This window comes from Pseudomonas arsenicoxydans, from assembly GCF_900103875.1.
Lineage (GTDB): Bacteria > Pseudomonadota > Gammaproteobacteria > Pseudomonadales > Pseudomonadaceae > Aquipseudomonas > Aquipseudomonas arsenicoxydans.
On record NZ_LT629705.1, the window covers coordinates 1,592,296 to 1,604,913 of the forward strand.

10 protein-coding genes are annotated in these 12,618 nt (G+C 59.4%); 7 read left to right on the forward strand and 3 right to left on the reverse strand.

Features of this window, described 5'->3' with window-relative positions:
• Positions 1-137: 137 nt before the first annotated feature.
• The 5 genes from dgcB to BLQ41_RS07250 all read left to right on the forward strand — a co-directional run bounded on the left by dgcB (position 138) and on the right by BLQ41_RS07250 (position 5,961).
• On the forward strand, positions 138-2,087 hold the full coding sequence (gene dgcB, locus BLQ41_RS07230; protein ID WP_090178867.1) for a dimethylglycine demethylation protein DgcB: 1,950 nt from the start codon (positions 138-140) through the stop codon (positions 2,085-2,087).
• The gene (gene etfA, locus BLQ41_RS07235) at positions 2,087-3,307 is read left to right on the forward strand and encodes an electron transfer flavoprotein subunit alpha (protein ID WP_090178870.1); all 1,221 of its coding nucleotides are present in this window, start codon (positions 2,087-2,089) and stop codon (positions 3,305-3,307) included. Before dgcB ends, etfA begins: the two co-directional genes overlap by 1 nt.
• Positions 3,308-3,322: 15 nt before the next feature.
• Positions 3,323-4,093 carry an electron transfer flavoprotein subunit beta gene (gene etfB / locus BLQ41_RS07240; RefSeq protein ID WP_090178872.1) on the forward strand — a complete coding sequence of 257 codons (771 nt, stop codon included), beginning with the start codon at positions 3,323-3,325 and terminating at the stop codon, positions 4,091-4,093.
• A gap of 22 nt (positions 4,094-4,115) precedes the next feature.
• A complete protein-coding gene (locus tag BLQ41_RS07245; protein ID WP_090178875.1) occupies positions 4,116-4,682 on the forward strand; it encodes a GNAT family N-acetyltransferase in 567 nt (188 codons plus the stop codon).
• Positions 4,683-4,761: 79 nt separating this feature from the next.
• Positions 4,762-5,961: a retropepsin-like aspartic protease gene (locus BLQ41_RS07250; protein ID WP_090178877.1), complete on the forward strand. Its 1,200-nt coding sequence runs from the start codon at positions 4,762-4,764 to the stop codon at positions 5,959-5,961.
• 784 nt (positions 5,962-6,745) lie between these two features.
• On the opposite strand, the gene gbcA is transcribed toward BLQ41_RS07250, so the two are convergent.
• A complete protein-coding gene (gene gbcA, locus BLQ41_RS07255; RefSeq protein WP_090178881.1) occupies positions 6,746-8,041 on the reverse strand; it encodes a glycine-betaine demethylase subunit GbcA in 1,296 nt (431 codons plus the stop codon).
• A gap of 281 nt (positions 8,042-8,322) precedes the next feature.
• On the opposite strand from gbcA, the gene gbcB reads away from it, so the two are divergent.
• The gene (gbcB, locus tag BLQ41_RS07265) at positions 8,323-9,423 is read left to right on the forward strand and encodes a glycine-betaine demethylase subunit GbcB (protein ID WP_090178884.1); all 1,101 of its coding nucleotides are present in this window, start codon (positions 8,323-8,325) and stop codon (positions 9,421-9,423) included.
• Positions 9,424-9,552: 129 nt separating this feature from the next.
• Here the strand turns inward: gbcB and BLQ41_RS07270 are convergent, their stop codons facing one another.
• Both BLQ41_RS07270 and BLQ41_RS07275 read right to left on the reverse strand, forming a co-directional pair.
• A complete protein-coding gene (locus tag BLQ41_RS07270) occupies positions 9,553-10,377 on the reverse strand; it encodes an SDR family oxidoreductase (protein ID WP_090178886.1) in 825 nt (274 codons plus the stop codon).
• Positions 10,378-10,539: 162 nt separating this feature from the next.
• Positions 10,540-11,580 (reverse strand): threonine aldolase family protein, encoded by a 1,041-nt coding sequence (locus BLQ41_RS07275; protein ID WP_090178888.1) that lies wholly within the window; start codon positions 11,578-11,580, stop codon positions 10,540-10,542.
• A gap of 133 nt (positions 11,581-11,713) precedes the next feature.
• Between BLQ41_RS07275 and BLQ41_RS07280 the strand changes: the two genes are divergently transcribed.
• A complete protein-coding gene (locus BLQ41_RS07280; protein ID WP_090178891.1) occupies positions 11,714-12,430 on the forward strand; it encodes a TraX family protein in 717 nt (238 codons plus the stop codon).
• The last annotated feature ends 188 nt before the right edge of the window (positions 12,431-12,618 follow it).

Below are 12,618 nucleotides of genomic sequence, written 5' to 3' on the forward strand. Positions count from 1 at the left end.
GATCGTTCCCACGCTCTGCGTGGGAATGCCTCAATGGACGCTCTGCGTCCGCTCTTGGGACGCAGAGCGTCCCGGGCTGCATTCCCACGCAGAGCGTGGGAACGATCATTGACCCTGCGGTCTTTGGGAGCTTCACCATGTTGAACACCCTTCTTCCAATCCTGTTGTTCGCTGCCCTGGGCCTTGCGGTTCTGGGCGCGTTGCGGCGGGTGGCCATGTGGCGCCGGGGCCGAGCCTCCAAGGTAGACCTGATCGGCGGCCTGTTCGCCATGCCCAAGCGCTACATGGTCGACTTGCACCATGTCGTCGCGCGGGACAAATACATTGCCAACACCCACGTCGCCACAGCCGGTGGTGCGGTGGCATCCATCGTGCTGGCGCTTCTGGTGCACGGTTTTGGCCTGCATAACCGCATCCTCGGATATGCCCTGCTGTTGATGACGGCAGTGATGTTTGTCGGTGCGATCTTCGTCTACCTGCGTCGACGCAACCCGCCGGCCCGTCTGTCCAAAGGCCCGTGGATGCGCCTGCCGAAAAGCCTGCTGGCGTTCTCGGCGAGCTTCTTCCTGTTGACCTTGCCGGTCGCCGGCATCCTCCCGGAAAACTTCGGTGGCTGGGTACTGGCTGCGATCCTCGGTGTCGGTGTGCTGTGGGGCGTTAGTGAACTGTTCTTCGGTATGACCTGGGGCGGGCCGATGAAGCACGCCTTCGCCGGCGCCTTGCACCTGGCCTGGCACCGTCGCGCCGAACGCTTTGGTGGCGGCCGTTCCACCGGTTTGAAACCGCTGGACCTCAACGATCCGACCGCGCCGCTGGGCGTGGAAAAACCCAAGGATTTCACCTGGAACCAACTGCTCGGCTTCGACGCTTGCGTGCAGTGCGGTAAATGCGAAGCCGCGTGCCCGGCGTTCGCCGCTGGTCAGCCACTGAACCCGAAAAAACTGATTCAGGACATGGTCGTTGGCTTGGCCGGTGGCACCGATGCCAAGTTCGCCGGCAGCCCGTATCCGGGCAAAGCCATCGGTGAGCATGCCGGTAACCCGCATCAACCGATCGTCAACGGTCTGGTGGACGCTGAAACCCTGTGGTCCTGCACCACTTGCCGTGCCTGCGTCGAGGAATGCCCGATGATGATCGAGCACGTCGATGCCATCGTCGACATGCGCCGCCATCTGACCCTGGAAAAAGGCGCGACGCCGAACAAGGGCGCCGAAGTCCTGGAAAACCTGATCGCAACCGACAACCCGGGCGGCTTCGCTCCGGGCGGGCGGATGAACTGGGCGGCGGACCTGAACCTCACTCTGATGAGCGAGAAGAAATCGGTCGACGTGCTGTTCTGGGTTGGCGACGGTGCGTTCGACATGCGCAACCAGCGCACCCTGCGTGCCTTCGTCAAAGTGCTGAAAGCGGCCAAGGTCGACTTCGCGGTGCTTGGTCTTGAAGAGCGCGACAGCGGTGACGTGGCCCGACGTCTGGGCGACGAAGCGACCTTCCAGTTGTTGGCCAAACGCAACATCCAGACCCTGGCCAAATACAACTTCAACCGTATCGTCACCTGCGACCCGCACAGTTTCCACGTGCTGAAAAACGAGTACGGCGCCTTCGACGGCAACTACCTCGTGCAGCATCACAGCACCTACATGGCCGAAATCATCGGCGCTGGCGCCCTGAACCTTGGCCAGCACAAAGGCAGCAGCGTCACCTATCACGACCCGTGCTACCTCGGTCGCTACAACGGCGAATACGAGGCACCGCGTGAAGTGCTGCGCGCCCTCGGCATTGAAGTCAAAGAGATGCAACGCTCCGGTTTCCGTTCACGCTGCTGCGGCGGTGGCGGCGGTGCGCCGATCACTGACATACCGGGCAAGCAACGGATCCCCGACATGCGCATGGAAGACATCCGCGAAACCGGCGCCGAACTGGTGGCCGTGGGTTGCCCACAGTGCACCGCGATGCTTGAAGGCGTGGTCGAACCGCGGCCGCTGATCAAGGACATTGCTGAACTGGTCGCCGATGCGTTGCTCGAAGACGCCGCGCCGGGAAAGCCTTCGGCACCGGCCAAACGTGAACCTGCGGAGGTGCATTGATGAGCGACATTATCCGCCGCGATCCTCGCGCTGAATGGATCGCCCGCAACCGTCTGCACCCGCTGCACGCGGCGATGCAACCGGCGCAACACAGCTGGATGGGGCCCAACGGTGTCATCCGCAAAAATCTGCATGGCATCGGGTTTATCTGCCCCAATGGCATCAAGCGCATCGACCGCAGCGGCGCACAACAGGGCGGGGCGACCAAGCGCTCGGCCGCCGTTGAAGTGCAACTGCCGTTGCATCAAGTGCCTGCGCCCGCGTTCTACATCAGCGTGGTGCCGGACATGGTCGGCGGCCGCTTGAGCAGCCACGACCGCGATTTGCTCGGCCTGGCGCATCAACTGGCCGGCAAGGATGGCGCGGTGTTGGCCGTGGTCTTCGGTGAACACAAAGAAAATGCCTTTGCCACGGCTGGCGTCGACCGCTTGCTGGTACTGGAAGGCGACGAATTCAGCGGTTATGCACCGGAACAACGGGTCCAGGGTCTGCGGGCTGTGGATAACCAGTTCAGCCCGCGTCATTGGTTGCTGCCGGACAGCCGCAGCGGTGGTGGTGAACTGGGTCGACGCTTTGCCGCGGCACTGGGCGAACGCCCGGCAACACGGGTCTGGCAGGTCAAGGATCAGGAATGCATCGGCCGCGCCGGCGCTGGCTTGCAGGACCTCGCGCGCCCGGTGGCACGCTTGATTCTGGCGGCCGCCGAATGCGCCGAACCGGTCAGTGAAACCCGTCATGAAGCGTTGCCGGTGGAGTTATCCACAGCCGTCGCACGCAGCCTGTCGCGCATCGAAGATCTCGGCGCGGTGGCGGTCGACCCGGCGGCGATTCCGATGGCCGAAGCCGAGTTCATCTTCTCCGGCGGCAACGGGGTCAAGGACTGGGGACTTTTCCACAGGACCGCCCAAGCCTTGGGCGCCACAGAAGGCGCCTCCCGAGTGGCGGTGGACGATGGTTTCATGGCGCGTGACCGTCAGGTCGGCGCGTCCGGCACCTGGGTTACCGCACGGGTCTACGTGGCGGTGGGGATTTCCGGGGCGATCCAGCACCTGCAAGGCATCGGTGCCTGCGACAAGGTGGTGGCGATCAACCTCGACCCTGGCTGCGACATGATCAAACGGGCCGACCTGTCGGTGATCGGCGAAAGCGCCGAGATTCTTCAAGCCTTGATCGCGGCGGTAGAGGCTTACCGCAACGAAGCCAAGCGCGATGCGGCTTAAGGAAAGGAAAGGGTTATGAGCACGAAAATCATCAGCCTGGTGTCCATCGGCGCCCACCCGACCTCCGGCCGGCCGCGCCGCGCCGAGCAGGACGCCCGCGCCGTGGAACTGGGCCTGCAACTGGCTGGGGACAACCTGCAAGTGCTGCATGCCGGCGACGTCGCCGAGCCTGCACTGCGCGCATATCTGGGCATGGGCCTGGAACAGTTGCATGTGCTTGAACAACCTTCTGGCGCCGATGCGTTACCGGCCTTGACCGCGTATTTGCGCGACGCCGGGGCGCAGGTGGTGTTGACCGGCAGCCAGGCGGAAACCGGTGAAGGCTCGGGCATGCTGCCGTTCCTGCTCGCGGAAAGCCTCGGCTGGCCGCTGGTGGTGGGGTTGGCGCAAGTGGAATCCATCGACGGCAGTTCGGCCTTGGTGCTGCAAGCCTTGCCCCGTGGCCAACGCCGTCGCTTGAAAGTGCGCCTGCCGTTTCTGGCCACTGTGGATAACGCTGCGCCGAAGCCTCGGCAGAGCGCCTATGGTCCGGCCCGGCGTGGTGTGTTGCAGGCTGACGAAGTGGAAGTCATCGACGATGAACTGCTCGCGGTCGCGACCCTGCAACCGGCCAAGCCACGGCCAAAACGCTTGAAGGTGATCAAGGCCAAGAGCGGCGCGGACCGGATGAAAGCGGCCACGGCCAAGGCCAGTGGTGGCGGCGGGCAAGTGCTCAAAGGGTTGAGTGCCGAGGCGGGGGCCGAGGCGATTCTCAAATTGCTGATCGAAGAAGGCGTGGTTCGCTAGCAGTCTTGTTGGGGGCAGGTAAATGGCAGTTGAGTTTCGTTCGGCGCTGCGCAGCGATGCGCGCGAGATTGCGCGTTTGTTCCAGATTTCATCAGAGGGCGCTGCGGATTACATCTGGAGCCAAATGGCAGAGCCCGGCCAGGATCTGCTTGATGTCGGTGCCATCCGTTACGCCCGTGACGGCGTGGATTTTTCTTATCAGAACTGCCTGATTGCCGAGGCCGACGGGCAGGTCATTGGCATGATGCACAGCTACATCATGCGTCACGATCCGCTGGCAGCTCCCGTGACCGACCCGGTCCTGGCGCCCTACGCCACCATGGAAATTCCCGACACACTCTACATTTCCAGCCTGGCGTTGCATGAAGGCTGGCGTAACCAGGGCCTGGGCAAGCAATTCCTCGCTTACGCCTACGACCGTGCCAACCAGTTGGGGCTCAATGGCTTGAGCCTGATCGATTACGCCGCAAACACTGGCGCCCGTCGCTTTTACGAGCGACATGGCTTTCGGGTCGTTGATACCTGCCAGATCACACCGCATCCGATGATTCGGGTGACCGGTGAGGCCTATCTGATGTATCGGCCGTAGTGAGCTACATTTCACTATGAGCTGCCCGGGTTCGCAGCAGCGCTAATTCATAAAACTCGTTTTCAAGAATGGGTTGACGATGGCAGCGGTCGGTCGGCGTCAGACAGGTCGGATCAGCGGCATCTACCTCACGTCGTCTCTGCTGCTGTTTGCGTTTTGCCTGTGCGCAGCGCCCTGTTCGATGGCGCAGGCCGGCAAGGAATCGGTGGATTTCTATAGCTGGCTGGCGTCGGAGCAGGGACAAAAAGCCTCCCTGACGCAAATGAAGCAGCAATGCGACAACGTGTCGGATGCTGGAAAAAACCTCGATTGCTCAGTGTCGGTTTTCGCCCGGTTGTTCGAGGCGAAAGCGGCGAACCAGATTCCCGACTACTACCTGGCGATTAAACAGCGGCACGCCCAGGCCATCGCCAAAGACCCCGAGCTCAACGCACTGTTTTCCATGTTCGGCAGCGAGTCCATCACGGCGCTGCGCTCGGTCGGCGATTTTTCGGTGACAAGGACCAGGCACCGCGAAGTCCTGGCGATTCATCCTTATGCCCGTGACGGTGATGTGACCGACGAGGTGTTTCCCTACATCGATGTCAACGCGGCCAATGGCGTCTCGTCACGCTTCATTGTGGACACTGGAGCGCCGCAAACCCGCGTCAATATCGACACCGCGAAGCGGATGGGGATCACCTTGTTGAGCGACTCCCACTATGGCTACAGCACCTTTTACGGAGAGCGCGGCCTGTCTGCCAAACTCGGGATCTTCAAGTCCTTGAAGATCGGTGGGAGCGAATTCAGGAACGTCCTGGTGTTCGTCAGCGACCGGGACAATTTATTAGGGCTCGATTTGATCGGTAAGCTGGGGCGCCTGAAGGTCACTAAAAAGACCTTGGTGCTCAATGCCGAGCCACCAGAACGCTGTGACTCGCACATTACGTATGCGCGTATGGATATCAACCAGCGGCTGACCGTCGCGGCACACCTGGATCGTCAGGCAACATTGGCAATTATTGACACCGGCAACGTTGATTACCTGACGTCGTCCGCACCGGGCCGCCAACCCATCAGCGTCGTCAATAATCCGCTCTATCAAACCTACAGGGGCGAATTGAGCCTGTCGGGGCACAGCCGGCTGATCACTTACAAATACTACCCGGACTTCACGATTCCGCCGTCCATGCTGCGGGGCAAGTACGTGCCTTCGATTTTGTTCGGGTGGCGTGCATTCGATGACTATGAGTTGAATCTGGATCTCGACGCGGATCGGTCCTGTTTCAACAGGATCTGATCGCTGTTACCCACAATCCCTGTTAGCGCTTCTGTGGATAACATGTTTGCCTCTTGCTACACACCATGTAAATCGGGCCCTGCAAGCCTTCGTACAAAAAACAACCAGCCTAACTTACGGTTTTTACGGGTTTTTTCCTGAGGATAAGTTTGTCCGCGCAGCCATAGTTGCCCCCAATCTCTGTTGGCGCTTCTGTGGATAAGATGTTCGCTAACCGCTACAGGCCTTACAAACCGGGCTTATCAAGCTTCTGATTAAAAAATGATCAAATCAGCTTTTTTCAGTTGTAAACATTTCGCAAACCCCGATTTACCGCGGGTTCCAGTGGTTTTCCACAGATCCGTTGGAGTTGCCCCCAAAGTCTGTTGGCGCTTCTGTGGATAAGGTGTTCGCCATCCTCTACAAGCCACGTATAACGTGCCTTTCAAGGTTTAGATCAAAAAACAACCAATCGCTGCTGAAAACCCTGCTTCTGGATAAGTCACGGATTTTCTTCGGTTTCTGTGGGAAAAATTTGCACTGGAAACACACTTGTCCCCAATTGCTGTGGGTGGAGGTGTGGATAAGTTGTTTGCGGAAGGCTGGGAGCCACGTGGGGTATAGGCCTGAACGAAATAGATCATATTTCGTACAGTTCTAAATATGAGGGGTGTTTGGCAGTAAGGGAATGATGCCTTTAAGGGCGCCATCGCGGGCAAGCCCGCTCCCACAGTGATGGGGGTCACAAATATTGTGTACGCCGCCAATCCTTGTGGGAGCGGGCTTGCCCGCGATGCTTTTGCTGTTAGCCCTGTACTGGAACGCCTTTGAGGTAAGCCGCAGGCTCAGCCCCGAGGTTGTTCAGAAGGCGCTCGCTATACCAGTCCACAAAGTTCACCACACCAAACTCATAGGTCTTGGAGTAAGGCCCTGGCTGGTAGGCGGTGGAGTTGATGCCGCGCTGGTTCTCTTCGGCCAGGCGACGGTCCTCGTTGTTGGTTTCATCCCAAACCTTACGCATGCGTTCTACGTCGTAATCCACGCCTTCGACCGCGTCCTTGTGCACGATCCACTTGGTGGTGACCATGGTTTCCTGCGCACTGATCGGCCACACGGTAAAGACGATGATGTGGTCGCCCATGCAATGGTTCCACGAGTGCGGCAGGTGCAGGATGCGCATCGAGCCCAGGTCAGGGTTCTGGATCCGGCCCATCAGTTTGTTGCAGGCTTGCTTGCCGTCCAGGGTCATCGACACGGTGCCCTTTAGCAGCGGCATGCGCACGATGCGGTTACGCAGGCCGAAGCTGGCGTGAGCGTATGGAATCTTCTCGGCTTCCCAGGCAGCGGCAGAGGCGGCCACGTGGTCTTTGAACGCCTGGTCGGCGCGTGGGTCGGTAACGTCGTCCCACTCCAGCAGGGTTTTCAGCAGTGCCGGGTGCGACGCGTTGCAGTGGTAGCACTCGCGGTTGTTTTCCAGCACCAGTTTCCAGTTGGCTTTTTCGAACAAGGTGGTCTGGATGGCCACCTTGGTGTTTTCCATGTCGTACGGTTCCATGTAATGGCTCAGCGTCGACAGGAAGTCATCAATGGCGGGTGGGTTCTCCGACAGGCTGATGAAGATGTAACCACCGGCAGTCTTGACGTTGACCGGTTTGAGGCCGTACTGCTTCATGTCGAAGTCGTCGCCCATTTCGGTGCCGGCGAACAGCAGGCGACCGTCCAGTTCGTACGTCCACTGGTGGTAGTGGCAAACCAGTTTGGCGACTTTGCCTTTTTCAGTGGTGCACAGCCGCGAACCGCGATGGCGGCAGACGTTGTGGAATGCGTGCACCACGCCGTCGGCGCCGCGAATCACGATGATCGGGTTCTTGCCGACTTCCAGGGTCAGGAAGTTGCCCTTGGTCGGGATCTCGCAGGTCATGCCGGCGATCAACCACTCTTTCTGGAAGATTTCCTGCATGTCGATATCAAACAGCCGCTCGTCAGAGTAAAACGGCTGCGGCAGGGAAAAGGTACGCTCGCGCTCTTGCAGCATCTGCGCGGTGGCCTTGCGTGCGGGTTCCAGTGGATCGCCCAGGCTCAGGGTAGTGGTGACGTCCATCGTGTATTTCCTCAAGGCCATCTGCGTGGCCGCGAAAGTGGCTGATCAGGGTTGCTACGCAAGGTGTAAAGGTTGTGTCTTGGTATGGGGCGAGTGTGGGGCCGGCGCTGGGCAGAACCTTATCCATGGGCGACATGGCCCAATCTGTTCCCGACGCGCAACCCCCGGTAGTTGCAGGCTGGTCGCGATAAGTATGTGAATGTCGCAGATAGGTAAATGGGTGATTCGCGCTATACGCAGAATCGCCAACATAAGGCCGACCATCGGCGGTGGAGAACAGCATGTCCAACAGCTTCCTGAATCCGGTAACTACCCAGACCTGGGCCAATGGCCGCCACATTGTCCGTTGCGTCAAAGTCATCCAGGAAACCTGGGACGTGCGCACCTTCTGCTTTATGGCCGACCAGCCGATCCTGTTCTTCTTCAAGCCGGGGCAGTTTGTCACCCTGGAGCTGGAAATCGAAGGCGTGCCGATCATGCGCTCCTACACCATTTCCAGTTCGCCATCGGTGCCGTACAGCTTTTCGGTAACGATCAAGCGCGTACCGGGCGGCAAGGTCTCGAACTGGCTGCACGACACCCTGCATGAAGGCCAGGAGCTGGCCGTGCACGGGCCGGTCGGGCTGTTCAACGCCATGGACTTCACCGCGCCGAAGGTTTTGTACCTCAGCGGCGGTGTCGGCATCACGCCGGTCATGTCGATGGCGCGCTGGTTCTACGACACCAACGGCAATGTCGACATGGTGTTTATCCACAGCGCCCGTTCGCCCAAAGACATCATTTATCACCGCGAACTGGAACACATGGCGTCGCGGATCGATAACTTCAGCCTGCACCTGATCTGCGAGAAACATGGCCTGGGCGAGCCGTGGGCCGGTTATCGCGGTTACCTGAACCACAAGATGCTCGAATTGATGGCCCCGGACTTCATGGAGCGCGAAGTCTTCTGTTGCGGACCGACGCCTTACATGACCGCGGTCAAGCGCATGCTCGAAGCGGCTGGCTTCGACATGAAGCGTTATCACGAGGAATCCTTCGGCGCTACGCCACCAGAAGCCCGTGCCGATGCGGTGGAACAGGCGGAAATTGCTGCGGACGCGCCGGAAGTCGATTTGGCGGACCTGCATCAAGTCGAATTTATCTCCTCCGGCAAAAGCATTCGCGTGGCCCCGGGTGAAACCGTGCATGCGGCGGCGGCCAAGCTCGGCCTGCTGATTCCGAAGGCCTGCGGGATGGGCATCTGTGGCACATGCAAGGTGCTGAAGCTGGGGGGCGAGGTCGAAATGGACCACAACGGCGGGATTACCGAGGAAGACGAAGCCGAGGGTTACATCCTGTCGTGCTGCAGCGTGCCGAAGGGCGATGTGCGCATCGAGTTCTAACTAACGCCGAAACCACTGTAGGAGCTGTCGAGTGAAACGAGGCTGCGATCTTTTGATCTTGCTTTAAAACCGGAATCAAAAGATTGCAGCCTCGTTTCACTCGACAGCTCCTACAAGGGTTGTGGTATCTCAATCGATAAACAGGTCCGGCATCAGTTTGTCGGTCGACTCTGGCTCATATCGATAATCCTCAAAATCCGTTACTCCGTTTTCTCCCAGAATTTGCTCATCAATCAGCAACCGACCGGTAATGCTGCGACCGCAGCTGTCCAGAATGACGTGCGCCGCATCCGCCATGATCGCCGGCGACCGCGCATGCTTGAAGGATTCCCGTGACCCGAGCTGAAACTCAATGGCGGCGGTCGCAATCATCGTTTGCGGCCACAGCGAATTGACGCTGATGCCGTAGTTCTCGAACTCCTCGCTCATCCCCAGCGTCAACATGCTCATGCCGTATTTGGTCACCGTATAAGGGCTGTACTGCGCAAACCATTTGCTGGCCAGGTTCAGCGGCGGGGAGATGCTGAGGATGTGCCCGTGGCTCTTCTTCAGGTAGGGCAGGGCGGCCTGACTGCACAACAGCACGGCGCGGGTGTTGATCTGGTGCATCAGGTCGAAACGCTTGAGTTCGATGTGTTGAACGCCCGTCAGCTTGATCGCGCCGGCGTTGTTGATCAGCGCATCAATACCGCCGAAATGTTCATTGGCCTTGGCCAGGGCTTCACGCACCGCGACTTCATCGCGTACATCCACTTGCAGGGCCAGCGCCTTGCCACCGGCCGCTTCGACTTCCTTGGCCACACTGAAAATCGTGCCCGGCAATTTGGGATGCGGTTCGGCGCTCTTGGCGGCAATCACAATGTTGGCCCCGTCCCGCGCGGCCCGCAGCGCAATCTCGCGACCAATCCCGCGACTGGCGCCGGTAATGAACAGGGTTTTGCCTTTCAATGACATGCGTACGCTCCTGATTATTGTTATCTGAGCCGAGACTCGATAAACAATGTAGACCCGTAGGAGCTGACGAGTGAAACGAGGCTGCGATCTTTTGATTTTGTTTTTAAAGCAAGATCAAAAGATCGCAGCCTCGTTTCACTCAACAGCTCCTACAGGGCTGGATCAGGCGCTCATGACTTCGCGAATATCTTTGGCCAATTCGCGCACGCGTTCTTCTTCGGTGTCCCAGGAACACATGAAGCGTGCGCCGCCGTTGCCGATGAAGGTGTAGAAGCGCCAGCCCTTGGCGGTCAGTGCGGCGATGGCCGGTTCCGAGAGTTGCAGGAACACGCCGTTGGCCTGCACCGGGAACATCAGTTCCACACCCGGGATGTCGCTCACCAGCTCAGCCAGCAGCTGCGCGCAGTGGTTGGCGTGGCGGGCGTATTTGAGCCAGGCGTCGTTTTCCAGAATCCCGACCCACGGCGCCGAGAGGAAGCGCATTTTCGAGGCCAGTTGCCCGGCCTGTTTGCAGCGGTAGTCGAAGTCTTCGGCCAGCTTGTGGTTGAAGAACAGAATCGCCTCACCCACCGCCATGCCGTTTTTCGTGCCGCCGAAGCACAACACGTCGACGCCGGCCTTCCAGGTCAGGTCCGCTGGCGAGCAACCGAGGAAGGCGCAGGCGTTGGAGAAGCGCGCGCCGTCCATGTGCAGGTTCAAGCCCAGTTCTTTGCAGGTGGCGCTGATGGCGCGGATTTCTTCCGGGGTGTAGACGCTGCCGACTTCGGTGGCCTGGGTCAGGGTCACGACTCGCGGTTTCGGGTAGTGGATGTCCTGGCGCTTTAGGGCGACCTCGCGGATCGATTCCGGGGTCAGCTTGCCGTTTTCGGTGCGGGCGATCAGCAGCTTGGAACCGTTGGAGAAGAATTCCGGCGCGCCGCATTCGTCGGTTTCGACGTGGGCGGTTTCCGAGCAGATCACGCTGTGATAACTCTGGCACAGCGACGACAGGGCCAGGGAGTTGGCGGCGGTGCCGTTGAAGGCGAAGAACACTTCGCAGTCGGTTTCGAACAGTTTGCGGAAATCATCGGACGCGCGAGCGGTCCATTCATCGTCGCCGTAAGCGCGCTGGTGGCCGTGGTTGGCCTGTTCCATCGCCGCCCAGGCTTCAGGGCAGATACCGGAATAGTTGTCGCTGGCGAATTGTTGGCTCTTATCGGTCATGGCCCTGCTTTCCGTGATCGAGACGCTTATGGTGAAGCGTGTCGTGGTCAATGATGGTGCGCACTTTACCGAAGATCATCCGGCGAGCACACGGGATGCGTCTGACAGAACAATACAAAGACGACGGGCAATTATGCACATGACGCAAAGGGATGGGGCACTGGATCTGCTCAAGTGGCTGGCGCTGTTGTGCATGGTGCTCGATCACCTGCGATATGTCGGTTATTCCGTCGATATTCTTTATGTGCCGGGCAGGTTCGCGTTCCCTTGGTTTTGCCTGGCGATGGCGGCCAATCTATCCCGAGCCAGGAGCCAGGCGATCGATGGCCAGTGGCGTTATCTGGGGTGGTTGCTGCTGTTTAGTGCTGTCAGCGAAATTCCCTACCGGATGTTCATACCTGATCCCGACACGCTGAACGTGATGCCTACGTTGGCGCTGGGGTTGTTGGTGGCGCGCGGCTGGCAGGACCGAACCCTGCAACCGCGTCTGTTTGCGGCAGGCTCGTTACTGCTGGCGGCGCTGTTTTCTGAGCAGCTGATGTTTGGTCTGTTCGGCGTGCTGTTGCCGTTGGCGATGTTATTGGTGATCAAGCGGCCCTGGTATTTCAGCCTGTTGCCGGGGCTGGTGTGTCTGGCGGCTAATCAGTGGGAGGTGCTGTATGAGGCCGCCCGGTTCGGTAACACGGCCGCCGTTCTCGGAATTGCCACTTGTCTGATTGCGCCATTGTTGGGATTGGTCTTGTTGCGACATGCCAAACATCTCAAGCCACCGCCCATGCGCCACTGGGCGTATGCGCTGTATCCGCTGCATTTTCTACTGTTGTTACTCGTCCGCAATATCGCCGCATAACCCTTGTGGGAGCGGGCTTGCCCGCGATAGCGGTGGGTCAGCCGACATCAATGGTGGATGTGACGCCGCCATCGCGGGCAAGCCCGCTCCCACAGGGGATCTTCACTGAATTGAAGATTGTGTCCGGTCAGCCATTTCAGCCCATGTCGTAAACGCACCTTTGCGTGGCGTCCGTAGGCATTTGGCCT